The 24,133-nt window shown below is 72.4% G+C and carries 19 protein-coding genes and 1 pseudogene; 7 read left to right on the top strand and 13 right to left on the bottom strand.

Features of this window, described 5'->3' with window-relative positions:
• The first annotated feature begins 18 nt into the window (after positions 1 to 18).
• Positions 19 to 1,563: an alpha/beta hydrolase gene (locus tag ACFYYF_RS08450; RefSeq protein WP_388772674.1), complete on the top strand. Its 1,545-nt coding sequence runs from the start codon at positions 19 to 21 to the stop codon at positions 1,561 to 1,563.
• Between the two features lie 115 nt (positions 1,564 to 1,678).
• Positions 1,679 to 3,232 carry an alpha/beta hydrolase gene (locus tag ACFYYF_RS08445; protein WP_388772670.1) on the top strand — a complete coding sequence of 518 codons (1,554 nt, stop codon included), beginning with the start codon at positions 1,679 to 1,681 and terminating at the stop codon, positions 3,230 to 3,232.
• Between the two features lie 71 nt (positions 3,233 to 3,303).
• Here ACFYYF_RS08445 and moeZ read toward each other — a convergent pair whose 3' ends face one another.
• The 12 genes and pseudogenes from moeZ to ACFYYF_RS08385 form a co-directional block, all read right to left on the bottom strand.
• Complete coding sequence (gene moeZ, locus ACFYYF_RS08440; RefSeq protein ID WP_365479970.1) at positions 3,304 to 4,482, bottom strand: adenylyltransferase/sulfurtransferase MoeZ; 1,179 nt, start codon at positions 4,480 to 4,482, stop codon at positions 3,304 to 3,306.
• A 63-nt stretch (positions 4,483 to 4,545) separates the two neighbouring features.
• Entirely contained in the window at positions 4,546 to 5,295 is a 750-nt protein-coding gene (locus ACFYYF_RS08435) for a spherulation-specific family 4 protein (protein WP_361690259.1), read from the bottom strand.
• On the bottom strand, positions 5,283 to 6,245 hold the full coding sequence (locus ACFYYF_RS08430; RefSeq protein ID WP_361690262.1) for an NAD-dependent epimerase/dehydratase: 963 nt from the start codon (positions 6,243 to 6,245) through the stop codon (positions 5,283 to 5,285). The genes ACFYYF_RS08435 and ACFYYF_RS08430 overlap by 13 nt, the downstream gene beginning before the upstream one ends.
• Positions 6,246 to 6,406: 161 nt before the next feature.
• Positions 6,407 to 7,582, bottom strand: coding sequence for a hypothetical protein (locus ACFYYF_RS08425; RefSeq protein ID WP_388772667.1), 1,176 nt, complete (start codon positions 7,580 to 7,582; stop codon positions 6,407 to 6,409).
• Positions 7,579 to 9,321, bottom strand: coding sequence for a DUF3492 domain-containing protein (locus tag ACFYYF_RS08420; RefSeq protein ID WP_388772665.1), 1,743 nt, complete (start codon positions 9,319 to 9,321; stop codon positions 7,579 to 7,581). The genes ACFYYF_RS08425 and ACFYYF_RS08420 overlap by 4 nt, the downstream gene beginning before the upstream one ends.
• 210 nt (positions 9,322 to 9,531) lie before the next feature.
• Positions 9,532 to 11,241, bottom strand: coding sequence for a dipeptide ABC transporter ATP-binding protein (locus ACFYYF_RS08415; protein WP_388772662.1), 1,710 nt, complete (start codon positions 11,239 to 11,241; stop codon positions 9,532 to 9,534).
• Positions 11,238 to 12,236, bottom strand: a complete 999-nt coding sequence (locus ACFYYF_RS08410; RefSeq protein ID WP_365479983.1) for an ABC transporter permease — start codon at positions 12,234 to 12,236, stop codon at positions 11,238 to 11,240. The genes ACFYYF_RS08415 and ACFYYF_RS08410 overlap by 4 nt, the downstream gene beginning before the upstream one ends.
• 335 nt (positions 12,237 to 12,571) lie before the next feature.
• Positions 12,572 to 13,573, bottom strand: a pseudogene (locus ACFYYF_RS08405) (ABC transporter permease); the annotation flags it as partial.
• Positions 13,574 to 13,577: 4 nt separating this feature from the next.
• The gene (locus tag ACFYYF_RS08400) at positions 13,578 to 15,296 is read right to left on the bottom strand and encodes an ABC transporter substrate-binding protein (RefSeq protein WP_388772659.1); all 1,719 of its coding nucleotides are present in this window, start codon (positions 15,294 to 15,296) and stop codon (positions 13,578 to 13,580) included.
• Between the two features lie 201 nt (positions 15,297 to 15,497).
• Positions 15,498 to 15,590 (bottom strand): Ms4533A family Cys-rich leader peptide, encoded by a 93-nt coding sequence (locus tag ACFYYF_RS08395; protein WP_318658278.1) that lies wholly within the window; start codon positions 15,588 to 15,590, stop codon positions 15,498 to 15,500.
• A gap of 55 nt (positions 15,591 to 15,645) precedes the next feature.
• On the bottom strand, positions 15,646 to 16,647 hold the full coding sequence (locus ACFYYF_RS08390; RefSeq protein ID WP_388772655.1) for a DUF3152 domain-containing protein: 1,002 nt from the start codon (positions 16,645 to 16,647) through the stop codon (positions 15,646 to 15,648).
• Between the two features lie 860 nt (positions 16,648 to 17,507).
• Positions 17,508 to 18,497, bottom strand: a complete 990-nt coding sequence (locus ACFYYF_RS08385; RefSeq protein WP_388772652.1) for an alpha/beta fold hydrolase — start codon at positions 18,495 to 18,497, stop codon at positions 17,508 to 17,510.
• Positions 18,498 to 18,655: 158 nt separating this feature from the next.
• On the opposite strand from ACFYYF_RS08385, the gene ACFYYF_RS08380 reads away from it, so the two are divergent.
• The 4 genes from ACFYYF_RS08380 to ACFYYF_RS08365 all read left to right on the top strand — a co-directional run bounded on the left by ACFYYF_RS08380 (position 18,656) and on the right by ACFYYF_RS08365 (position 20,927).
• Positions 18,656 to 18,874, top strand: coding sequence for a hypothetical protein (locus ACFYYF_RS08380; RefSeq protein WP_361688812.1), 219 nt, complete (start codon positions 18,656 to 18,658; stop codon positions 18,872 to 18,874).
• A gap of 242 nt (positions 18,875 to 19,116) precedes the next feature.
• Positions 19,117 to 19,758 carry a TetR/AcrR family transcriptional regulator gene (locus ACFYYF_RS08375; protein WP_361688809.1) on the top strand — a complete coding sequence of 214 codons (642 nt, stop codon included), beginning with the start codon at positions 19,117 to 19,119 and terminating at the stop codon, positions 19,756 to 19,758.
• A gap of 217 nt (positions 19,759 to 19,975) precedes the next feature.
• Positions 19,976 to 20,203: a DUF3107 domain-containing protein gene (locus tag ACFYYF_RS08370; protein WP_028801993.1), complete on the top strand. Its 228-nt coding sequence runs from the start codon at positions 19,976 to 19,978 to the stop codon at positions 20,201 to 20,203.
• A 454-nt stretch (positions 20,204 to 20,657) separates the two neighbouring features.
• Positions 20,658 to 20,927 carry a hypothetical protein gene (locus ACFYYF_RS08365; protein WP_361688806.1) on the top strand — a complete coding sequence of 90 codons (270 nt, stop codon included), beginning with the start codon at positions 20,658 to 20,660 and terminating at the stop codon, positions 20,925 to 20,927.
• 125 nt (positions 20,928 to 21,052) lie between these two features.
• Here the strand turns inward: ACFYYF_RS08365 and ACFYYF_RS08360 are convergent, their stop codons facing one another.
• On the bottom strand, positions 21,053 to 21,814 hold the full coding sequence (locus ACFYYF_RS08360; protein WP_361688803.1) for a ferritin-like fold-containing protein: 762 nt from the start codon (positions 21,812 to 21,814) through the stop codon (positions 21,053 to 21,055).
• A 471-nt stretch (positions 21,815 to 22,285) separates the two neighbouring features.
• Here ACFYYF_RS08360 and ACFYYF_RS08355 point away from each other — a divergent pair.
• Positions 22,286 to 24,133, top strand: a 1,848-nt coding sequence (locus ACFYYF_RS08355) for a DEAD/DEAH box helicase (protein WP_388772648.1), incomplete at its 3' end; no start/stop codon positions are given.

Genomic DNA, 24,133 nt, shown 5'->3' with positions numbered 1-24,133 from the left:
GCCCGCAGGATGGGGAGCATGCCGAACCCGTCCCCGCCGCGCTCCGCCGTCGTGGCCGTCGCCGCCGTCCTGCTGACCTCGTGGGTGTCGGGCTGCAGCGGTGACTCCAAGGAGGGGGATCTGACGGCGCAGAAGCTGGACTGGAAGGCGTGCCCGACACCGTCCGAGGCCCAGGGCGGCGGCACCGCCCCCTCCCCTCTGCCGGGTGGCACGGAGTGGCAGTGCGCCACCCTGAAGGCGCCCCTCGACTGGTCCGACCCCAAGGGCGACACCATCGGGATCGCGCTGATCCGGGCGAAGGCGAGCGGTGACCCCGGCAAGCGCATCGGCTCGCTCATCTTCAACTTCGGCGGCCCCGGCGGCTCCGGCGTCGCCACGCTGCCCGCCTTCGGGGCGGACTACGCCGCCCTGCGCACCCGCTACGACCTGGTGAGCTTCGACCCGCGCGGAGTCGGCCGCAGCGCGGGGGTGAAGTGCGAGAACGACCGGCAGCTCGACAGGTTCTTCCAGCAGGACGCCACCCCGGACGACACCGCCGAGCAGCAGGCGCTCCTGCGGAACACCAGGACGTTCAACGCCGCGTGCGAGAAGAACTCCGGGAAGGTCCTCCCCCATGTGCGCACGACGGACGCCGCTCGCGACATGGATCTGATGCGGCAGGTACTCGGCGACGACAAGCTGCACTACTTCGGCATCTCGTACGGCACCGAACTGGGCGGGGTCTACGCCCACTTGTTCCCCAAGAACGTGGGCCGGGCCGTGTTCGACGGAGTCGTCGACCCGACCCAGAACGTGGAACAGAGTTCCCTCGGCCAGGCCAAGGGCTTCCAGCTCGCGCTCGACAACTTCGCGAAGGACTGCACCTCGAAGGCCGAGGACTGCCCCATCGGCGACACCCCGCAGGACGTCAAGGACCGGATCGCCCGGCTCCTGAAGGACCTCGACGCCAGGCCGATCCCGGGTGTCTTCCCGCGGCGGCTCACCCAGACCGCCGCGACCAGCGGCATCGCGCAGTCGCTGTACTCCAAGGACTTCTGGGAGTACCTGACGGAGGGACTCGAGCAGGCGTACGACGGGGACGGCAAGGTGTTGATGCTGCTGTCGGACTCGATGAACGGGCGCAGCGAGAACGGCCAGTACAGCAACATCACCCCGGCGAACATCTCCATCAACTGCGCCGACGACAAGCCGCGTTACACCGCAGACCACGTGCGGTCGAAGGTCCCGGAGTTCCGGGCCGCCTCGCCGCTGTTCGGCGACTATCTCGCCTGGGGCATGGTCAGCTGCACCGACTGGGCCGTGCCGGGTGCGGCCGAGCATCCGGACGTCAGCGCCCCCGGCGCGGCACCGATCCTCGTGGTCGGCAACACCGGCGACCCCGCGACGCCGTACGAGGGCGCCCGGGCCATGGTGAACGCGCTCGGCAAGGGTGTCGGGGTCGAGCTGACGTACAAGGGCCAGGGACACGGGGCCTACGACAGCAAGAACAGGTGCGTGCAAGGCGCGGTGAACGGCTATCTGCTGGAGGGCACCGTGCCGCGGGCCAACACCGTCTGCTCCTAGAAAGTTGCAGGTCAGAGCGCTATCCACAGGCCCCGACGGCGATCGGCGGCCGCCGCCTACTATGGCGTGCATGTGATCCGCGAACTCGTGCGGGCCACAGGCGAGGGGGGCACTCATGACACGTTTCGCACGGTGGACGGCCGCGGCCGCCGCCACGTTGCTGCTGGCCGGCTGCGGCGGGGGCTCGCCGGCCGGCGGCGAGAAGGACGGGAAGAACGGCGACACGGCTCCGGCCACCGCCCCGCCCTCCGGCGGGTCACCGGGGCTGCCCGCCTCCCTCACCTCGCAGAAGCTCGACTGGGGCCGCTGCAAGGCCACTTCGGACTCCCCCGCGCCCGGCAGCGGCTGGCAGTGCGCCACGCTCAAGGCGCCGCTGGACTACGCGAAGCCGGGCGGCACGACGATCGGTCTGGCGCTCATCCGCTCCAAGGCGACCGGCGGCCAGGGCAAGCGCATCGGCTCGCTCCTGTTCAACTTCGGCGGCCCCGGCGGCTCGGGCCTCTCCACGATGCCGTGGTACGAGAACATCGTCGGCCCGCTGCACGAGCGCTACGACCTGGTGAGCTGGGACCCGCGCGGGGTGGCCGCCAGCGAAGGGGTGCGGTGCCGCGGGGACAAGGCGATCCAGGCCTCCGAGTCGGTGGACGCGACACCGGACGACGCGGCCGAGGAAGCGGCGTATCTCAAGGACGCCCAGGACTTCGGGAAGGGCTGCGCGAAGGCCGCGGGCAAGCTGTTGTCCCATGTCTCGACGACGGACACGGCCCGCGACATGGATCTGATGCGCCAGGTCCTGGGCGACCGCCGGATGCACTACTTCGGCATCTCGTACGGGACCGAACTGGGCGGTGTGTACGCCCACTTGTTCCCCAAGAACGTGGGACGCCTGGTGCTGGACGCGGTCGTCGACCCGAGCGCCGACACCGTGGGCCACGCCAAGAACCAGACGCTGGGCTTCCAGCGAGCCCTGGACGACTACCTCAAGTCCACCGGGCAGGACCCGAAGCAGGGCTCCCGGAAGATCGCGGACCTGCTGAAGCGGATCGACGCGAGCCCCCTGCCCACCTCCGGCGGGCGCAGGCTCGGCCAGACCCTCGCCCTCACCGGCATCGTGCTGCCGCTCTACAGCGAGGCGGGCTGGCCGCGCCTGACGAAGGCCCTGAAGGACGCCGAGGACGGGGACGGTTCGGCCCTGCTGGCGCTCGCCGACGAGTACAACGACCGTGACGCCTCCGGGCACTACGGCACGACGACCCATTCACAACGGGTCATATCGTGCCTGGACGACAAGGAGCGGCCGACCCCCGAGGAGACGAAGAAGCGGCTGCCCGAGTTCGAGAGGATCTCGCCCGTCTTCGGGGACTTCATGGGCTGGGACACCGCGGGCTGGTGCCACGACTGGCCGGTGGCCGGTCAGTACGACGATCCCCAGGTCAGTGCGCCGGGGGCGGCACCCGTGCTGGTCGTCGGCAACACCGGGGACCCGGCGACACCCTACGAGGGCGCGCGCAGGATGGCGGACGAGCTCGGCAAGGGCGTGGGCGTGCAACTCACCTGGAAGGGCGAGGGCCATGGCGCCTACGGGAGTGGCAGCAAGTGCGTCGACTCGACCGTGAACAGCTATCTGCTGGACGGGACGCTGCCGAAGGACGGCAAGGTCTGTTCATGACGAAGGCGGGGGCTTCACGGACACCTGGTCCGCGAAGCCCCCGCCGCCGAAAGAGCGGGCCGGTCGGCCGGTCAGTACACCGGCTTCTCGGGCTCGATCTGGTTGACCCAGCCGATCACGCCTCCGCCGACGTGCACCGCGTCGGAGAATCCGGCGGACTTCAGGACGGCGAGGACTTCCGCACTGCGGACACCCGTCTTGCAGTGCAGGACGATCTTCTTGTCCTGCGGCAGGGTCGCCAGGGCGGTGCCCATGAGGAACTCGTTCTTCGGGATCAGCTTGGCGCCGGGGATCGAGACGATCTCGTACTCGTTGACCTCGCGGACGTCGATGATCTCGATGTTCTCGCCGTCGTCGATCCACTCCTTGAGCTGCTTGGGAGTGATCGTCGAGCCGGCGGCCGCCTCCTGGGCCTCCTCGGACACGACGCCGCAGAAGGCCTCGTAGTCGATGAGTTCGGTGACGGTGGGGTTCTCGCCGCAGACGGCGCAGTTCGGGTCCTTGCGGACCTTGACCTGGCGGTACTGCATCTCCAGGGCGTCGTAGATCATCAGGCGGCCGACCAGCGGCTCACCGATGCCCGCGAGGAGCTTGATCGCTTCGTTGACCTGGATGGAGCCGATGGACGCGCACAGCACGCCGAGGACGCCGCCCTCGGCGCAGGAGGGGACCATGCCCGGCGGCGGGGGCTCCGGGTAGAGGCAGCGGTAGCAGGGGCCGTGCTCGGACCAGAAGACGGAGGCCTGGCCGTCGAAGCGGTAGATCGAGCCCCACACGTACGGCTTGTTGAGCAGCACGCAGGCGTCGTTGACGAGGTACCGGGTCGCGAAGTTGTCGGTGCCGTCGACGATCAGGTCGTACTGGCTGAAGATGTCCATCACGTTCTCGGCCTCGAGCCGCTCTTCGTGAAGGACGACGTTCACGTACGGGTTGATGCCCAGCACGGAATCGCGCGCGGACTCGGCCTTGGAACGGCCGATGTCCGCCTGGCTGTGGATGATCTGGCGCTGCAGGTTCGACTCGTCGACCTCGTCGAACTCCACGATGCCGAGCGTGCCGACGCCCGCCGCGGCCAGGTACATCAGCGCCGGCGATCCGAGGCCGCCGGCGCCCACACAGAGCACCTTGGCGTTCTTCAGCCGCTTCTGCCCGTCCATGCCCACGTCGGGGATGATCAGGTGGCGGGAGTACCTGCGAACCTCGTCTACGGTGAGCTCAGAGGCTGGCTCGACCAGGGGTGGCAGCGACACGGGGACTCCGTTGGTCGGTCTATCACTACGGTTGTTCTCTCCGTAACACTGCCACGCCCTTCTTCATTCCGAGACACCCGTTCCGATCCGCGAGACGATCTCGTCCCAGTAGCCGGGCATCGTCTCCCACGGATCGGCCGTCCCGCCGTGGTCGGAGCGGTCGGTGAAGTAGATCGTCGAGGCGCCCTGCCAGCGGGCGATGCGCAGTGCCTCCTCCAGATGACCGCGCGGCACGCCGTGCACGAAGTGGCAGAAACGCTCGGGCGGATGGTCGGCGGTCCACTCGGCGACCTGCGACCAGCGGTATTCGGTCCAGGGTCCCGAGAAGGTGATGAGCTGGTCGGCGCTCTCGGCATAGCCCGGGTGCGGGTGGGTGCCGTGGCCGAACACGATGTGGGCGCCGTCCCTCAGGGCGCGCAGTTCGTCCGCCGTCCGTCGGACGTCGGGCAGCGCGGCGCGTTCGGTGGGGCAGCGGTCGATCACGAATCCGTCGGCCTGGTACCAGTCGAGATGGCGGCGCGCGTCGGCGATCATCTCGCCGAAGGGGCGTACTCCGTGGGCGGCGTCGAGGAGTCCCAGCACCCGGACCCCCGCGTTGCGCAGCCGTCCCGTGGCCTCCAGGCAGCGCGGGTCGGGGCGCTCGCCGGGCCCCTCGTCCACGTTCAGGACGACCCAGTGCAAGGGGGTGCCGGGGCGGGTGAGTTCGTCCCATTCCATGGGAGCGACGAGGGGGTGCGCGTAACCGGGGACGCCGAAGCCGAGTCCCAGGTCCGTGCTCGCGCTGCCGGTCGCGGTTCTGGTCAGATACGACATGCCGCCTCCATCCAGATGTCGGCCAGGGATTCCTCGAGGTTGATCCGGGGCCGCCAGCCGAGCCGGTCGCGCGCGGTGCGCACGTCGGCCTGCTGCCAGCTGCCGCAGCCGTCCGGGTAGGGGTACGACACCGGGGCCACGTGGTCGGGTTCGGGGCGGGGGTGGCCGATGGGCGACCTCATGGGCGGGCCGGGCGGACCGTCGAGTTCGTGCAGGCTGCCGCTGTAGCCGGCCACGCGTGCGAGGACGGCGGCGGCGTCGCGGAGGCGCACCGCGCGGCCCGAGCCGATGTTGATCACGCCCTGCGCGGCGGACAGGGAGGCGGCGTGGACGGCGCGGGCGACGTCGCGGACGTCGATGAAGTCGCGCTGGACGCCGAGGCCGCCGAGCTTGAGTTCGCCGTCGCTGGCCTGCATCGCGCGGCGCAGGGCCTCGGCGAGCCGGCCGAGCGGGGATCCGGCGGGCGTGCCGGGTCCGGCGGGCGAGAACACGCGGAGCACGACGGCGTCGAGGCCGGAGCCGAGGACGAGTTCGGTCGCGGCGAGCTTGCTCACTCCGTACGGGCCGCCCGGGCGCGGCACGGCGTCCTCCGCGGTGGAGGAACCGGGCTGGCTCGGCCCGTACTCGGCGCCGCAGCCGATCTGGACCAGCCGGGCCCCGCAGCCGCTGCGACGCAGGGCCTCGCAGACGGTGGCGACGGCGACGGTGTTGTGCCGGGTCAGTTCGCGGGCACCGCCGCGGGTGGCGCCGGCGCAGTTGATGACGACTCCGGGATGCACCGCGTCCAGGAAGCGGGTGAGCGCGCCGGGGCTGCCCGAGGCGAGGTCGAAGCGTACGTCGGCGTCGTCGCCCCGGCCGAGCGCGGTGAGCTGCACGGCCGGGTCGGCGAGCAGTCTGTCGGCGACGAATCGGCCGAGGTAGCCGTTGGCTCCGATCAGCAGGACCCTCATCGGGCGGCTCCCGGGGCGGATTCTCCGGTTCGGGAGGTGATCATCTGGCTGTCTCCTTCGAGGTGATGCCGTAGGTCGGGGCAGGGCCCGCGGTGTCGGCCCCGCGGGAGATGGGGGCCCGGATCGGGGAAGCCGCCAGGCTGCCCGCGCTCCGGGGAGGCTCACGGCGGTGGGGCGGGCGGGGCGTGGGCCGAGGCGCGGGTGAGTGTCCTGGTCGCCTGCGCGAGGAGGACGAGGGCGCCCGCCCCGCAGGCCAGGGCCGGCACGGCCCCGGCGCCCGCCGCGTCCACGAGGCCGTCGACGGGGGCGGCCAGGAAGGAGCAGCCGGGCAGCCGGGCGGCGAGGACCGTGGCGAGGGCGACGGCCTCCGCCGCGCCCGCGCCGGCGAGCACGCGGGCCGGGACGTGGGCGAAGCCGCGTGCCGTGAGCAGCCGTGCGAGGAGGAGCAGGGCGCCGAGGGCGCCGGCTCCGGCGTAGGCGGGGGGCTCGTGCAGTGCCGCCCCGCAGAGGGCGAGCAGCCCGCACAGTGCGGCCGTGAACAGGCCGAACACCCCGAGGAGCAGCGGGCGTACGGAGGCGGCGAACTCCTCCAGGCCGCGGCTGGCGTCCAGTCGGCGGCGGGCGCGGGCGGCGAACAGGTGGGCGCACCAGACCGCGGGGGCGCAGCCCAGGGCGAGGGCCAGCACGGGTGCGGTGGCCAGGGGCCAGGGTCCGTGCGGAGCTCCGTCCCGGGCGGCGATCAGCAGCGCGTCGCCGGAGAGCGCGTACGCGATGAGCCAGCAGGTCCACGCGCGTGCGGCGCCCGTGGTGCGGTGCGGGGTGCTCAGGGGGCCGCGCCGGAAGGCGAAGTGCAGCCCGGTGGCGACGGCCAGGGCGCCGAACGCGGCGACGGCCAGGCGCGGTTGCCCCTCGGTGAGCCGCAGTCCGGCGACGACGGCCGCGGCGAGCGCGCCCGGTACCAGGGCGAGCGCCGCCCAGGAGGCGCGCGGGCCGGGGGGCACCGGGGTCCCGGTGCGGGGGGCCGCCTCTCCGTCGCGGGCCGCGCGGGCGTACATCTCCTCGGCGAGCGAGAAGACGTCCCGGTGCCGCAGGCGTGCGGCGGTCCGGTCGGTGACCCCGTGCGCCTCCAGACCCGCGGCGATCTCCAGCGGGTCCACGGCCCGCTCGCAGAGCTCGCGGTGCCGGTGCATGAGCGCCTTCACGGGGTCCACCGCGGCACGGCGCCCGGCGGGCCCGCGTGTGCCGGGGAGGCCGTCCCGCGCGGAGTCGGCGTCGCCGCGCGCGCGCCCGCCGTCGTGCAGAGGGGCGGTGCCGCGTCCCGCGCTGTCGATCGTCACGCGCCCTCCCCCACGGAAACGGGCACCGGCGCGGGCACGGTGGCCCGGACCGGTGCCCCCTCCGCCCGGGCCGGCCGGTGTTCGCCCGTGAAGCGGGTCTCGGTCCAGCACCCGGGCACGTGGACCTCGGCGGGGACGCCGAAGGGCAGCGGCTCGCCCTCGTCGTCCACGACGACCCGGCGTACCGGGGAGTGCGAGACGATCTCCAGGTAAATGCCGTGAAATGCCGTGATGTTCTGCTCGACGGTGAAGAGTTCGAGGGCGCGGGCGCGGGCGGCCGCGCCGAGCCGCTCACCGCGCTCGGGGTCGCGCAGCAGTGCCACGCACGCCTCCGCGAGCGCTCGCGGGTTGCGCGGCGGAACCACCAGGCCCGTACCGCCGATGACCTCGACGACCGCGCCCACGTCCGTGGAGACGGTGGCCCGGCCGCAGAGCATGGCTTCGACGAGACCGACAGGGAAGCCCTCGACGACGCTGGACAGGACGACCACGGCTCCGCAGGCGTAGGCCTCGGCGAGGCTCGGGATCTCGGGGCCGCCGATCTCCTCGAAGGAGACCGGGTTGTCGCCGACGGCGTGCACGCCCTCCGCCTCGTCGGGGAAGAGCTGCGCGGCCAGGGCCTTGCAGTGGGTCAGATAGGTGGCGGCGCCCGGGTCCTCGGCGGGGGCGCCGACGATCCGCAGCCGGGTGCCGGGCTCGGCCCGGCGGATCTCGGCGAAGGAGTGCAGCAGGGAGATCAGGTCCTTGGCCGGTTCGATGCGGCCGACCCACACCAGCGTGCCGGGGTCCGCGGACCGGCTGCCCCGCACTCCCTCCCCGACGTCCGCGAAGCGGGCGGCCTCCATGCCGGGGTGGACGGTGCGCAGTTTGGCGCGGTCGGCGCCGCAGCGCTCCTGCCAGCGGCGGGCGTGCGCGTTGCCGGGTGTGATGAGGGTGGCCGCGCGGTAGACCTCGGCGGCCAGCCGGCCGTGGAACGCGGCCAGCAGCGCCCGGACGGCGGGGCCCTCCTCCAGGGTCGCGGCGGCCAGGTAGTGCGCCCGCAGGTGCACGCCGTACTCGGTGACCAGCAGCGGGACACCGAGGAAGTGCCGGGCGAGGAGGCCGGGCAGCGCGGCCGCCCCACCGGCCGCGGCGTGGCAGAGGTCGGCCGAGCCGAGGGCGTCGTCCTCGTACCAGTCCAGCGAGAGGGGGCGCAGGGTGCGCTCGATGTGCGCGGCGACGGTGAGCAGGTCGGGCACGCGCGCGGTGCGGGCGGTGCGCGGTGCGCCGGGTGCGCGACAGGCGCGTTCGAGGACGCGCACCGCGCTCTCGGAGCGCAGGGCGCCGGCCAGTCCGCCCTCGTCCCGGGCGAGTTCGGCCAGCCCGTACAGGGCGCTGGCGAAACGGTCCGCCTCGGTGTCGGCGCCGTCGGCCGGGTCTCCGGGCCCTTCGGGACTCGCGGCTCGCGGTCCCCCGCACACCGCCGCCACCAGTTCCCCGTAGGCCTCGGCGAACCTGCGCCGGGCCCTGCGCCCGTGCACCACGCCGTCGTCGTGCGTCGTCCACAGCGGTGCCGTGCGGACGCGGCCGACCTGGGGCGGCAGCCGGACCCAGCCCCGGTCCTCCTGGCGCTCGGTGCGGCTGAGCGCGTAGATGTCGAACTCGTGCTGCCCGAGCCCGCGCACGAGCCGGTCGCACCAGAGTCCGGCGTCACCGCTCACATACGGATAGCCACCCTCCGTAAGCAGTCCGATGCGCACGAGCACACCCCCGATCTCCCGTATGGGGAGCCGCCGTTGACCCGGCGGCTCGCAGCGGGACGAAGGTATGCGGACAAGGCGGTGGTGCGACGGACGGTTGTCCATCGCACCACCAAAAGGGGTGAACGGTCGTAACTTTCCCGCGCAGGTCGCGTTTCGTAGCGCTACGCGTTCACGCGGGCACGTTCCGGCGGATCCCCGGCGCGCGCGTCACGCCGGGGACAGCTCCTCGCGCTCCGCGCGGCGCCGTGCCGCGATCTCCGGGTCGAGCGCCGGTACGGCGGCCAGCAGTTGCCGGGTGTACGGGTCGCGGGGACTCTCGTAGACCTCGTCGGCGGGACCGTGCTCGACGATCCGGCCGCGCCGCATCACCGCCACGTGGTCGCTGACCTGGCGTACGACAGCGAGGTCGTGCGCCACGAACACGAGCGCGAGCCCGAGTTCCCGCTGCAGCTCTCCGAGCAGGGCGACCACCTGGGCCTGCGTGGTGACGTCGAGCGCGGAGACCGGTTCGTCGCACACGATGGCGTGCGGTTCCGCGGCCAGCGCCCGTGCGATGCCGACGCGCTGACGCTGGCCGCCGCTGAACTCGTGCGGGTAGCGGTCGTAGTGCGACCCGTCGAGCCCCACACGCTCCAGCAGTTCCCGTACGCGTGCCCGGATGCGCTTCTCGTCCCGGTCCCCGCGCGCCCGCAGCGGGTCGGCGATGGACTCGCCCACGCTGCGCCGGGGGTTGAGGGAGGACACCGGGTCCTGGAAGACCATCTGCACCGAGGGGCGGACGCCGCTCTGTTCGCGCCCCTCGTGACGGACCACCCCGGCGGTGGGTTCCAGGAGTCCGACCAGCATCCTTCCCAGGGTCGTCTTGCCGCTGCCGCTCTCGCCGACGATGCCGAGGGTCTCGCCCCGGCGGACGCTCAGCGACACGTCGTCGACGGCGGCGAAGCGCCGCTTCCCGCGCCCGAACTCCCGCCGGAGTCCGGCCGCTTCGAGGACGACGTCGCCCGCGCCGGTGACCTCGTCCGGCCGGACGACGCCAGTGAGCCGGGGTGTGTCCACGCGGGGGACGGCGCCGAGGAGTTCACGGGTGTACGGCTCCCGGGGCGCGCCGAGGACGGAACCCACCGGGCCGTGCTCGACGGCGCGTCCGTGCCGCATGACCAGGATCTCGTCGACGCTCTCGGCCGCGACCCCGACGTCATGGGTGACCAGCAGCAGTCCTGTCCCGGTCTCGTGGCGCAGGGTGTGCAGGAGGTCGAGGATCTGCGCCTGGACGGTCACGTCGAGCGCCGTGGTGGGCTCGTCGGCGATCAGGAGCTCGGGTTCGCAGGCCAGCGCCATGGCGATGAGGGCGCGCTGGCGCATGCCGCCGCTGAACTCGTGCGGGCGCGAGCGGGAGCGGCGGGCCGCGTCGGGGATGCCGACGCGGTCCAGCACCTGCACCGCACGCGCGCGTGCGGCCCGCCGGGACGCCTTGGCGTGCGCCCGGTACACCTCGGCGATCTGGTCGCCGACCGCGTAGTACGGGTCGAGGGAGGACAGCGGATCCTGGAAGACCATGGCGGCCTTCCCGCCGCGCAGCCCGCGCAGTTCGTCGTCGGACGCCCGCCGGACGTCGACGCCGGCCACGCGGACCGTGCCGTCGACGCGCGCTCCGGTGCCCCGGTGCAGCGCCAGCAGGGCCGACGCGACGGTGGACTTGCCCGAACCGGACTCGCCGACCAGGCCGAGGGCGGCGCCCCTCTCCAGCCGGAAGGAGATCCCGTCGACCGCGCGCAGGCCCCCGAAGTCGACGACGAGGTCGCGCACGTCGACCAGCGGGGCGGCGAAGGCGGCCGGGGAGGAGTCCGCGCCGGAGCCGGGCGACGCGCCCGCCCCCGGCTGGGGAACCGTGGAAACGGTCGGGGAAGAGTCGCTCATGCCAGCACCACCCGTCGGTCGGCCACCGCGTAGAGCACGTCCGCGACGGCGTTGGCGATGACCACGAAGAATCCGATGACCAGGACCATGCCGACGACCACGGGAAGGTCGACGACGTTCACCGCGTGCACCAGCTCCTGGCCGATGCCGGGCAGTCCGAAGAGCGTCTCGGTGAGGACCGCGCCGCCGACCGCCGACCCGAAGGTGTTGGCGTTCAGCGCGATGATCGAGGCGAGCGCGCCCCGCACGGCGTGCCGCCCGATGATCGACCGCTCCCCCACGCCGTACGCGCGGAAGGTCCGTATGTGGTCCTCGGCCAGCGTCTCCAGCATCGAGGCCCTGGTCAGCCGGGCGAACGCGGCGGCCTCGACGAGGGCGAGCGAGAGCCAGGGGAGGACCAGGTTCCACGCCCACTGTTCGGGGTCGTCGGAGAGGTTCACGTACTGCGGGAAGGGCAGCAGTTCGAGCTGGCCGCAGACGACGATCATCAGGATCAGGCCGATGACGAAGACGGGCGTCGCCGTTCCGGCGAGCGTGAGTGCGGTCAGCACCCGCTCGCTGAGCCGGCCGCGCCGCCACGCGGAGAGCACGCCGGTGCCGACACCGAGCAGCAGCCATACGACCATCGCGCCGAACACCAGCGACAGGCTGACCGGCAGCTTCGCCAGGATCAGCCGCGTGACCTGCTGGTCCGTCTGGTACGACAGCCCGAGGCAGGGCGCCGGGCAGTGCTGGACGGAGGTGCCCGTCGAGTAGTCCTGGCCGGCGAGGAGTCCCTGGAGGAAGTGCCAGTAGCGCACGTACAGCGGATCGCCGAGGTGCAGCTGCTGGGCGACCTGCTGCACCTGGGCGGGCGAGCAGCGCGGGCCGCAGGTGATCTGGGCGACGTTGCCCGGGGTGGCGTAGAAGACGACGTAGACGATCACCGAGATGGCGAGGAGGGTGACCGCGGTGGCGATGGTCCGCCGCAGCACGAACCCGGCGAAGCCGCTCATGCCGTGCCCTCCTTCGTCCCGTCGGCAGCACCGCTGGACAGGGGGAGATCTGCGGCGGGCGCACCCGCCGGGGGAAGGTCAGTGCCGGGCGCGCCCGACCGGGACAGGTCCGTGCCGGGAGCGCCGGACGGAGGCAGGTCCGTGCCCGGTGTGGACCGGGACAGGTCCGTGCCGGGAGCGCCGGACGGAGGCAGGTCCGTGCCCGGTGTGGACCGGGACAGGTCCGTGCCGGGAGCGCCGGACGGAGGCAGGTCCGTGCCCGGTGTGGACCGGGACAGGTCCGTGCCGGGTGTGTCCGGGCGGGGCTCGGTCGTGTCGCGTCCGTCCTGCGTGCCGCCGGTCGCATCGGCGCGGGCCTCTCCCTTGCGGCCCGTGCCGACGCGCAGGCGGGAGGCCGCGCGCGGGTCGAGGGCCGTGCGCACGCCGTCGCCGAGGACCGTCAGGGCGAGGACGGTGACGAACAGGGCGCCCGCGGGGAGCAGCAGGTACTGCGGCGCCGCCTGGTACCAGACGTCGGCGGAGGTCAGCATCTGTCCCCAGGACGGAGTCGGCGGCTTCACGCCGACGCCGAGGAAGGACAGGGCGGCCTCGACGCCGATGTTCGCCGGCACGAGGAGCGCGGAGTAGGTGATGAGCGGGGCCGCGAGGCCCGGCAGCAGGTCGCGCCGGGCGATCCGCCAGGTGCCCCAGCCGCTGAGCCGCGCGGCGGCGACGTAGTCGAGCTGCTTGAGGGTGAGCGTCTGCGCGCGCACGATCTTGGCGAGGGTGCCCCAGGCGATGAGACCGATGACGAGGGCGACCAGGACGGGCCGCGGAAAGCTGCCGGGCACGACGGCCAGCAGCGCGAGCGACATGATCATCAGCGGCAGCGCGACGATGATCTCGGTGACCCGGCTCAGCACTTGATCGACCCATCGGTTCCCGAGCGCCGCCGAGACACCGACGACGACGGCGATGAGGACCTGCACCAGGGTCGCGGCGAGCGCGACGCCGAGGGAGACCCTGGCGCCGTAGACGAGGCGCGCGAACAGGTCGCGGCCGGTCTGGGGTTCGACGCCGAGCCAGTGGTCGGCGCCGATGCCGCCGAGCGCCCCGACGGGGACGCCGCCGCGCGCGGAGTCCACCAGCGCGGGGTGGTAGGTGGTGGGGTCCTGGCCCTCGATCGCCGTGAGCAGCGGCGCGGCGAGCGCGATCAGGACGAGCAGCGCGACGACGGCCGCCGCGACGAGGGCGGCGCGCTGCGCACGCAGCCGCCGCCAGAACTGACGGGCCCCCGAGGCCCCCACGGCGGACGGGTCCGCCGTGGGGGCCTGGGAGGCGACAAGTGCCTCGCTCACGGGGTTACTTCACCGCGACCTGGGAGATGTCCAGAACGCCGGTCCAGTCGCTGATGACGATGTTCTTGACGTTCTCGCCGTACAGACGCTTGTAGACGGGGTGGAACAGCGGCACGGTCAGGGCCTGCGCGCCGATCTTCTTGTCCAGCGCGCCCCAGCGCTTGGCGGCCTCGTCGAGATCGGTCAGCTTGTTGATCGCGTCGATCTCGTCGTTGACCGACTTGTCGTTCAGGAAGCCGGAGTTGAAGTTGGCTCCGTCCTTCACGATCTGCCGGCCGTCGAAGATCGGGGCCAGGAAGGGGCCGCCGGAGGGCCAGTCGGCACCCCAGTGGGCGAGGAACAGCCCCGGCTCGTTCTTGAAGCTGTGGATCTTGTCGCTGTAGTCGTTCTCCTCGAGACCCTGCAGCTTGACGGTGATCCCGGCCTTCTTGAGCGCGTCCTGGATCGCGGTCGCGATCTCGGGGCTCGTCTCGAAGTCCTTGCTGTTGGAATGAGTGAGGGTGATGCTCAGACCGTTCTTGTAACCGGCCTGCGCCAGCAGTTCCTTGGCCTTGGCCGCGTTGCCGGAGGCGCCCGCCGGGAAGAGGTCGTAGGGCGTGTAGCCGAAGGACTTCTGGTTCGGCAGGTACGTCGTCGCCGGCTCGGCCAGGGACGAGCCGCCCGCCGCGTTGATCACCGAGGTGCGGTCGATGGCGTACGAGATCGCCTGGCGCACCTTCGGGTTGTCGAACGGCTTCACCTTCGGGTTGAAGGCGAGGTAGTTCGTGTAGCCGAAGTGCCCGGTGCCGACGCGCGAGGCCAGCTCCTTGTCCCCGGTCACCTTGGCGAGCTCGGCCGGGCCGAGGTTGGTGTCCGTCGTGACGGCGGTGGCGTCGGCGCCCTGGGAGGAGGACAGCCGCTGGTTGATCACGGAGGAGTCCAGGCCGGACCGTACGTCGATCTTGTCCGGGTAGGCCTTGCGCTCGGCGTCGGTCGAGGCGGACCAGTGCGTGTTGCGCTCCAGGGTGAGGCGCTCGCCGTCGTTCTCGTTCTTGACGACCTTGTACGGGCCCGAGGAGACCGGGTGCTCCTCGTACTTCGTGCCGGTGTCCTTGGCCTTGGGGACGGGCGTGAACTGCGTCTGCGTGGCCAGGTAGGGGAACTCGCCCTCGGGCTTGTTCAGGTGGAAGACGATGGTCCGCTCGTCCGGCGTCTCGATCGAGTCGAGGCCCTTCTTGTCCTTGTAGGGACCCTGGTAGCCGGCGCCGCCGATCAGCCAGTCCCTCAGGTAGGGCGCGCCGCCGGAGAGTTCGGCGGCGAAGGAGCGCTCGATGCCGTACTTGATGTCGGCGGACGTGATCGGCGTGCCGTCCTCGAACTTGAGGCCCGCCTTCAGCGTGTACGTCCACACGGTCGCGTTCTCGCTCGGGCGGCCGGTGTCCGTGGCGAGGTCGGGGACGACCTCGGCGCCGGCGGCCCCGTCCTCGCGGTTGCGGGTGGTGAGCGTGCGGAAGACGAGCGAGGGCACGTTGCCGCCGCCGGAGGTGTAGAGCCGCGCGGGGTCGAAGTCCGACTGCGGGTTGGAGTTCAGGACGGTCAGGGTGCCGCCCTTGTGGGGCTGGGAGTCGCCGCCGGAGCTCTTGGCATCGTTGTCCTTCGGACCGCAGGCGGCGGCGCCCGCTGCCACGATCAGGCTGACGGATGCCGCGGCCACGCGGCGCGCTGTGACGGACGGTTGACGCATCGGAAGACGACCTCTCGGAATGACTCGAATACTGAGACGGAATGACACGGAGTGAGACGGCGGAGCGCAGAGCTCGCCCAGGGCGTCAGGCGTCGGAGTCCGGCAGGACCGAAAGGGGCACGGGCGCGACGAACCGCGGAGGTTCGGGGGCGCACGGCTGCAAGACGGAAAGGGAAGCGACGCGACTGCCGGGGGCGGGCGTCAGCAACAGTGAATGTCGGCCACGCAGAGCGCGGTCACGCCGATGAGCGCCAGCTCGATGGCGGCGCGAACGGAGGCGTGACGGGAGGACATGCGGAAAATATGAACGATCTTTTTCCGCATGTCAAAGCGGTTCGCGCACTTTCCGTCAACTCTTGGGATAGGGCCAGGGGTTGGGCAGGCAGTGGATTCCGTCGTGGTCGAGGAACTTGGTCTGCTGCTGCATGACCGGGGCGAGATCGCCGTCCTTCTCGCACGTGACGTGGCCGTATCCGAGCCGGTGGCCGACCTCGTGGTTGATCAGCATCTGCCGGTAGGCGTGAATCTCGTCACCGAAGCCGTAGGTCTTGGAGCCCTGCGCCCAGCGGTAGGCGTTGATCATGACGCGCTCGGTGGACGCCGAGTCGCACGACACGTTGTCCTCCGTGGTGTCGAGCCCCGATTTCGCGCACCACTCGGCGGTGGTGCCGGGGCTCGCCAGCGTGATGACGAAGTCTGGTTTGCCGGAATCGATCCGCTCGAAGGTGCGGGCACCGTCGTGGGCCCAGCTCTTCTTGTCGTTGAGGGTCTTCTGCACGGCGTCGGCGAAGAGCGCGCCGTCGAGACCGAGGCCCTGTTCGATGTCGACGCGGTAGGTGTACTTGCGTCCCTTGCCGGGGGCCTTGGCGACGCCGGGCACCGCGGTGAACTTCCCCGACCCCTTGAGCTTCGCCCCGAGCGGGTACGTCCTGGCCATCTGCTGGTCGTACGTCAGGGGTGCGGCGGCCACCTGCGGCTGTCCCGACTGGGTCGGCCGGTCGTCGCCGCGCGAGGCGGAGTCCTGGGTGGCCCGGCCACCGCTGTCGGCGGTCTGGGTCCGCGCGTCGGCGTCGTGCCCTCCGGTGGCCATCTGTCCGGCCACGACGACGGCCAGCACGGTGGTGACGGCGGCCGCGGCGATCCCGGTGAACGCCCATCCCTTGCGGGCCTTGGCGTCGCCCTGGTCGCCGGCCTCCCGCGGCGGGCCGTCACCGGTGCCGGCGGACTGGGCGTTCCAGTCCGCGGAGCCGTCGACTCCGCCACGGGGGCCGGGTGTCCGGCCCGCGGCGCCGCCGCCCGGCCGCTCGTCGAGGTCGAACGCGTCGACGTAGGCCTGCCGTGGTCCCGTCACGTCCTGCTGACGCTGCCGGGGCACCCGCGTCCCTGCGGGTGCGCCCCGAGAGGCCCCGCCGGTCCCGGACTCCCCCCAGCCGCCGCCCTGTTCACGCTGCTCGGGATGCCCGCCCCGCACCTGCGGCATCCCGTGCGCGGGGGTGCCGTCGGGAAGACGCGGCGTTCCGTGCGCGGGGGTGCCGTCGGGAAGACGCGGCGTTCCGCGCGCGGGGGTCCCGTCGAACGAACGCGGCACCCCACGCGCCGGGGTGCCGTCCTGGAGGCGTGGAACTCCGTGTGCCGGAGTCCCGTCCTGAAGGCGCGGGACCCCGTGAGCCGGGGTGCCGTCGGCGTAGCGCGGCACCCCGCGCGCGGGGGTACCGTCCGCCACCCGCGGGAAACCGTGCGCCGGAGTCCCCTCGGGAAGACGCGGCCCGCCCTGGGCGGGAGCGCCGCCCTGGAAACGCGGGACGCCTTGAGCCGGACCGCCACCCGGGAAACGCGGCCCGGCCTGGACGGGGGTACCGCCCTGGAAACGCGGACCGCCCTGACCCGGCGCACCGCCCTGAAGGCGTGGAACTCCGTGAGCCGGGGTGCCGTCGGCGTAGCGCGGCACCCCGCGCGCGGGGGTACCGTCCGCCACCCGCGGGAAACCGTGCGCCGGAGTCCCCTCGGGGAATCGTGGTGCGCCCTGCTGCGGGCCGCCGCCCGCGGGCGGGTGGGGAACCTGGGAACCGGGCGGGCGGGTCGCGGAGCGGCGGGCGCCGTCCGGGCCCGGAGCCGGCGCGGGTGCCGCCTCCTCCGCCGGAACCGCTCGCGTCTGCGCGGTGTCCGTCTTGCCGGCCCGCCCCCGACGACTGTGTCGTCCCACTTCCCGCCTCAGCTCTCCGCGCCGACTGCCACCGAAGGGTTCGACTCTCTCAGGTCCGCCAGGAGTTCACGGAAGGCGGTGGCGACCGTCTCCGGATACTCCATCATGGCGACGTGCCCCGCCTCCGGCAGGGACAGCAGCCGGGAGTCGCGGAAGGCACGGGCCGCGCGCTGCGCCATACGGTAGCCGACAAGTTGGTCGCGGCCGCCGTACACCAGGAGCGTCGGGGCGAGCACCCGTTCGGCCTGACGCCACAGTCCGTGCTGCCCGCCGAGCGTGTACGCGTTCACGACCCCGCGCGCGGAGCGTGCCATGGCGTCCCAGAAGTAGGGCAGGGCGAGCCGCCGTTCCATCTCCTCGACCGCGTGCCGGAACCCCTCGGGAGTGACGATGCCGGGGTCGCCGTAACAGAGGCCGAGAACCCCGCGTACGCGCTGCTCAGCGGTCCAGTCCCTGGTGAGTTTCGTGAACAGTCCGGCCACCCCGGGCAGGGCGAGCAGCGCGGTCGGCCAGGCGGTGCGCTGGGCCCGGATCTCGGGCAGCGCGGGGGACACCAGAGTGAGCGTCCGGACGAGATCCGGCCGCACCGCCGCGACGCGCGTCGTGACGGCTCCCCCGAGGGAATTGCCGAAAAGATGTACTGGCCCGCGTCCGGACGCGTCGAGGAAGCGGATGACCGCGCGCGCGTGTCCGGTGACGGAGTAGTCGCCGTCGTCCGGCGGCGGCGAGTCGCCGAAGCCCGGCAGATCGAGGGCCTCGCTCTCCACGAGCCCGTCGAGCTCGGACATCAGCGCCGACCAGTTCTGCGAGGAGCCGCCCAGACCGTGCACGTACAGCGCGGGCGGAAGTCCCTCACGGGCAGGCGGCCTCGACCGGATCGTCAGGGTGATGCCGGGCAGCCCGACCGATCGCAGCCGCTCCCCCTCCGCGACCCTGACGGCGCCGACCCTCGGCGTGACACTGGCGGCCGGCGCGGAAGGCAGTTCGGTCGAAGACATGCCGCAATGTTACGAGACGATCACGCCGGGGCTCATGTGTTCGCCGTCACAGATCGCGGACGCATCGCATAGCGTCCGGATCGCGTGTCTCCTAGGCTTCGAACGAGGGCACTCGTCCGCACACAGGAGCGCTCTCGTACCGTTCGGGAAGAGGAACCATGACAGTCGACCCGACAGACCCCGCAACGTTCGACGACCAGTTCCGGGAGATCCCCGACGCGGAGGCCCCGGAGGCCGACGCCGCCGAGCAGTCCGCCGAGCTGGACCCCGCGGACGACGTGGACCCGCAGCCCCCGGGCAACCGCCTCAACGCCGACGACGCGGATCTGGCCGAGCAGGCCCGGGTCGTCCGGCTGAACGAGGACGACTACAGGTGACCCGGCATCTGAGAGCGACGCGAAGGGGGCCCGCGGGCCGGCGTCCACGGGTGACCCGGCATCGCTGATCAGGGCCGCCGCGGCGGCCGGGTGCCCAGCTCGTCCCCTTCGGCACCACTGTGCGCCGTCCCGGCCGGGGTCCGGTCCGTGAAATTCTGCGCTCGCACCGCACACAGCGGGGTTACCGAAAAGTACGATGGCGGCGCGGCGCACACCGCACGTGGACAACTTTGGGAGGCGGCGTGACAGCCATCGAGCAGACAGAGGCAGCACGCCCGCGGGGCACTCGCCTGCCGCGCCGTGCCCGGCGCAACCAGCTTCTCGGCGCGGCCCAGGAAGTTTTCGTTGCGCAGGGATACCACTCGGCCGCCATGGACGACATCGCCGAGCGCGCGGGCGTCAGCAAGCCGGTTCTCTACCAGCACTTCCCGGGCAAGCTCGATCTGTACCTCGCCCTGCTCGACCAGCACTGCGAGTCCCTGCTCCTGGCGGTGCGGGCGGCGCTCGCGTCGACCACGGACAACAAGCTGCGCGTCCGCGCCACGATGGACGCCTACTTCGCGTACGTGGAGGACGACGGCGGCGCGTTCCGGCTGGTCTTCGAGTCCGACCTGACCAACGAGCCGGCGGTGCGCGAGCGCGTCGACAAGGTGACGCACGAATGCGCCGAGGCGATCTGTGACGTCATCGCGGAGGACACCGGTCTCTCGCGCGCGGAGTCGATGCTCCTCGCCTCCGGCCTCGGCGGACTGGCCCAGGTGGTGGCCCGTTCCTGGCTGCACAGCGACCGGAGCGTCCCGCGCGACCAGGCGGTGCAGCTGCTGACGTCGCTCGCCTGGCGGGGCATCGCGGGATTCCCGCTGCACGGCACCGACCACCACTGATCCGCCGGACCTCCGGTCCGTCCGGTCACCGGACGACCGGATCACCGACGCCGGGCGGCGGCCGGGGGCACACCCCCGGCCGCCGCTTCTTTGTTCCCGTCGGCTGTTCGCTCCTGGCGTTCCCGGGCGGAGCGTGCGGGTCCCCTCGCCGGGCTAATGTGTGCTGCGTACGGCGCGTACGAACGCGCACATGACTGACCGTCGGAGGGACAAAGCCGTGGAGGTCAAGATCGGCGTGCAGCACGCGCCCCGCGAGATCGTTCTGGAGAGCGGTCAGACCCCGGAAGAGGTCGAGCGCGCGGTGTCCGAGGCGCTGGCCGGCAAGTCGCAGCTGCTGAGCCTCGTGGACGACCACGGCCGCAAGGTCCTGGTTCCGGCCGACCGGCTGGCGTACGTGGAGCTCGGCGAGCCCACGCAGCGCAAGGTCGGGTTCAGCGCCCTGTAGGGCGACCTGGCGACACAGCAGTACGGGAAGGGCCCGGTGACATCGTCACCGGGCCCTTCCCGTACGCAGGTCCCGCCTCACGCAGACGCGTCCCGGCGCACGTACGCACGTCCCAGATAACGCAGGCACGTCCCGCCTCGCTCACGCAGGTCCCGCCTCACCCAGGCGCGTCACGCCACACGTACGCGCGTCCCACTTCACGCAGGCACGTCCGCCGCACGTACGCACGTCCCGCGTTCCGTGCGGGCGCCGCCCTTCCCCGCTCGCGTTGCCGTCCTCGGGGGCGCGTCCCCGCGGTGGGCGCCGACGGTTCCGCCCGGCGCACGTCCGCTTCCGCTCCGTCACGTCCGCAGATGGAGCACATGCCCGACACCGAGGAGGATTGCGTTCCGAACGTCAGGGGTAGGACCGGCTACGACCGATTTGCACCGGCCGTGCGGGAGGGACCCCCACCATGTTCTTGGAAGCCACCGCCTCCGCGCTGCTGGGTCTCGCGCTGGCGTGGGCGGCCTCGTACCGCCTGCCGCACCGGTTGCCGTCGCGCAGCCTGGTCCTGTCGACCGGCGTGGCGGGAGCCCTGTTCGGCGCCTTCCTGACGCACACGGCGCTGGGCTCCGGCCACTTCCTGGCCATCCTTCTCGGCGCGGTGGCCGTCTCCGCCGCGCTGCTGTCGCTGCTGCTGCGTCCCGAGGAGCGTTTTCGACGCCGCTCGGCGACCGCGTAGGCCACTGCGGAGGCCCCTGCGAAGGGCCCGCTCGCGCGACCGCGAACCACGTCCGTGAACCGTGCCCGCAGGCGGCCGGGCGATCGGCGGGGCGATCGGCGAGCCGTTCGCCCCTGGCTGCTGCCCTAGGCCGCCAGGCCCAGCGCCGCCATCCGCTTGGTGTGCGCCTCGGTGATCCGGGAGAACATCCGGCCGACCTCGGCGAGGTCGAAGCCGTCCGCCACGCCGCCCACGAGCATCGTCGACAGGGCGTCGCGGTCGGCGACCACACGCTGCGACTGGGACAGCGCCTCGCCCATCAGCCGGCGCGCCCACAGCGCGAGCCGGCCCCCGACACGCGGGTCGGCGTCGATCGCGGCGCGCACCTTCTCGATGGCGAAACCGGCGTGACCGGTGTCGTCGAGGACGCCGAGGACGAGCCCACGGGTGTCCGAGTCGAGGCGGGCCGCGACCTCGCGGTAGAAGTCACTGGCGATCGAGTCGCCGACGTACGCCTTGACCAGACCCTCCAGCCAGTCGGAGGGGGCCGTCTGCCGGTGGAAGCCGTCGAGCGCGGCGACAAAGGGCTCCATGGCCTGCGTCGGCTCCGCGCCGATCGCGGCGAGCCGGTCCCGCAGCTGCTCGAAGTGGTGGAACTCGGCGGACGCCATCTTCGCCAGCTCCGCCTTGTCGCTGAGCGTCGGCGCCAGCTTGGCGTCCTCCGCGAGCCGCTCGAACGCCGCGAGCTCGCCGTACGCGAGCGCTCCGAGCAGGTCCACGACCGCGGCGCGGTACTGGGGCTCGGCCGAGGCCGTCTCCCAGTTCTGCGCGGCGACTCCGGTGGCCGCGGGGGCGGTGTCGGCGGTGGCCTCGGCGGGCTTCTCAGCGGCGTTGTCAGGCGTCGTCATGAAGCGCACAATAGCCCGCTCACAGCACGGCGGAAGTCCCTGGTCAACCTGTGTGACGACGACAACGTGACCAAATCGGCCATCGCATGTGCGTGATTCCGGGGTATGGTGGTAATGCGCCCGGCGAGTATTCGACGGGCCGCACGAATGAGGATGCCCGGTCGGTGGCCCGATCGGCTCCGACCCGACAGCCCTCCTCGTCGGTACGGCACATTGCGTACGACATCCGGAGGGAACCCTCAGCGGCACGAGAGCTCGAGCGTCGGCAGTGGTCCCATGCCACCCGGCCCGCCCGTCAAGAGCGGCCGACGTCCCCGGCACGGTCCCGACACGACCCCCGCGTTCGCCTCGCACCGCGTACACAGAAGAGGCAGCACCCTGACTACGACTTTCCGAGAGCTCGGAATCCTCCCTGAGACCGCCGAAGCCCTTGAGGCCGTCGGCATCGTCAACCCCTTCCCGATCCAGGAGATGACGCTCCCGGTCGCCCTTTCCGGCACCGACGTCATCGGCCAGGCCAAGACCGGCACCGGCAAGACGCTGGGCTTCGGCCTTCCCCTGCTGGAGCGCGTCACCGTCCCCGCGGACGTCGAGGCGGGCCGGGCCAAGCCCGAGCAGCTCACCGACGCCCCGCAGGCCCTCGTCGTCGTACCGACGCGCGAGCTGTGCACCCAGGTGACCAACGACCTGCTCACCGCGGGCAAGGTCCGCAACGTCCGCGTTCTGGCCATCTACGGCGGCCGCGCGTACGAGCCCCAGGTCGAGGCCCTGAAGAAGGGCGTCGACGTCGTCGTCGGCACCCCGGGGCGTCTGCTGGACCTCGCGGGCCAGAAGAAGCTCAACCTCAAGCACGTCAAGGCCCTCGTCCTCGACGAGGCCGACGAGATGCTCGACCTGGGCTTCCTGCCCGACGTCGAGAAGATCATGAACATGCTGCCGGCCCGCCGTCAGACGATGCTGTTCTCGGCGACCATGCCGGGCGCGGTCATCGGTCTCGCGCGCCGCTACATGTCGCAGCCCACGCACATCCGTGCCGCCGCGCCGGACGACTCGGGCGCGACGGTCGCGAACACCGCGCAGTTCGTCTATCGCGCGCACAACATGGACAAGCCCGAGATGGTCGCGCGCATACTGCAGGCCGAGGGCCGCGGACTCGCGATGATCTTCTGCCGCACCAAGCGGACGGCGGCGGACCTCGCCGACCAGCTCCAGCAGCGCGGCTTCGCGTCCGGCGCGGTCCACGGCGACCTCGGCCAGGGTGCCCGCGAGCAGGCGCTGCGCGCGTTCCGCAACGGCAAGGTCGACGTCCTCGTCTGCACCGACGTCGCGGCCCGCGGCATCGACGTCGAGGGTGTCACCCACGTCATCAACTACCAGTCCCCCGAGGACGAGAAGACGTACCTGCACCGCATCGGCCGCACCGGCCGCGCGGGCGCCAAGGGCATCGCGATCACCCTCGTCGACTGGGACGACATCCCGCGCTGGCAGCTCATCAACAAGGCGCTGGACCTCGGCTTCGGCAACCCGCCGGAGACGTACTCCACGTCCCCGCACCTCTTCGAGGAGCTGAGCATCCCGGCCGGCACCAAGGGTGTCCTGCCGCGTTCCGAGCGCACCCGCGCCGGGCTCGCGGCCGAAGAGGTCGAGGACCTGGGCGAGACCGGTGGCCGTGGCGGCCCGCGCGGCCGCGGTGGCCGTTCGGCGGCGCCCGCCTCCACCGAGCGCGAGCGCGCGCCGCGTACGCCGCGCCAGCGCCGCCGTACGCGCAGCGGTGCGCCGGCGGCGGAGGGGACGCCCGCGTCCACGGCCGCTCCGGCGGCCACGGAGTCGCCCGCGTCCGTCGAGGGCTCCGAGCCCCGTACGCCGCGCCGCCGCAGGCGGACGCGCGGTGGAGCGGGAGAGGCCGTGGCGGCCGCTGCCGCCGCCCCCGTGACCGAGGCCGCGGAATCCGCCGTGGCGACGGCCGAGGGTGTCACCGACGAGCCGGCCGCGCCGCGCCGTCGCCGGACCCGCAAGAGCGCCGCGACGGCCGTCGAGACGGCGGAGGCCGTGGTGACCGCCGCCGAGGCCGTGGTCGAGAGCGCCGCCGCCGAGGTCGTCGCCGAGGCTCCGGCCAAGCCGGCCCGTCGCCGCACCCGCAAGACCGTCGAGACGGCGCCCGCCGCCGAGACGGTCACCGAGGCCACCGAGGTCGTCGAGGCCCCGGCGAAGCCCGTGCGGCGCCGCACCCGCAAGGCCGCGGAGGCCGCCGTCGACACCGTCGAGGCCCCCGCGACCGAGGTCACCGAGACGGTCACCAAGCCGCGCCGCACCCGCGCC

Source organism: Streptomyces sp. NPDC001914 (assembly GCF_042891215.1).
Classification (GTDB): Bacteria; Actinomycetota; Actinomycetes; order Streptomycetales; family Streptomycetaceae; genus Streptomyces.
Note: the sequence above shows the minus strand (reverse complement) of the source record. Positions and strands in the feature narration are given on the sequence as shown.

What these genes read in the sequence shown, in the direction of transcription:
- ACFYYF_RS08450 (WP_388772674.1), top strand. Translation starts at nt 19, where the DNA reads ATGCCGAACCCGTCCCCGCCGCGCTCCGCCGTCGTGGCCGTCGCCGCC.
- ACFYYF_RS08445 (WP_388772670.1), top strand. Translation starts at nt 1,679, where the DNA reads ATGACACGTTTCGCACGGTGGACGGCCGCGGCCGCCGCCACGTTGCTG.
- ACFYYF_RS08435 (WP_361690259.1), bottom strand. Translation starts at nt 5,295, where the DNA reads ATGTCGTATCTGACCAGAACCGCGACCGGCAGCGCGAGCACGGACCTG.
- ACFYYF_RS08430 (WP_361690262.1), bottom strand. Translation starts at nt 6,245, where the DNA reads ATGAGGGTCCTGCTGATCGGAGCCAACGGCTACCTCGGCCGATTCGTC.
- ACFYYF_RS08415 (WP_388772662.1), bottom strand. Translation starts at nt 11,241, where the DNA reads ATGAGCGACTCTTCCCCGACCGTTTCCACGGTTCCCCAGCCGGGGGCG.
- ACFYYF_RS08410 (WP_365479983.1), bottom strand. Translation starts at nt 12,236, where the DNA reads ATGAGCGGCTTCGCCGGGTTCGTGCTGCGGCGGACCATCGCCACCGCG.
- ACFYYF_RS08400 (WP_388772659.1), bottom strand. Translation starts at nt 15,296, where the DNA reads ATGCGTCAACCGTCCGTCACAGCGCGCCGCGTGGCCGCGGCATCCGTC.
- ACFYYF_RS08395 (WP_318658278.1), bottom strand. Translation starts at nt 15,590, where the DNA reads ATGTCCTCCCGTCACGCCTCCGTTCGCGCCGCCATCGAGCTGGCGCTC.
- ACFYYF_RS08385 (WP_388772652.1), bottom strand. Translation starts at nt 18,497, where the DNA reads ATGTCTTCGACCGAACTGCCTTCCGCGCCGGCCGCCAGTGTCACGCCG.
- ACFYYF_RS08380 (WP_361688812.1), top strand. Translation starts at nt 18,656, where the DNA reads ATGACAGTCGACCCGACAGACCCCGCAACGTTCGACGACCAGTTCCGG.
- ACFYYF_RS08365 (WP_361688806.1), top strand. Translation starts at nt 20,658, where the DNA reads ATGTTCTTGGAAGCCACCGCCTCCGCGCTGCTGGGTCTCGCGCTGGCG.
- ACFYYF_RS08360 (WP_361688803.1), bottom strand. Translation starts at nt 21,814, where the DNA reads ATGACGACGCCTGACAACGCCGCTGAGAAGCCCGCCGAGGCCACCGCC.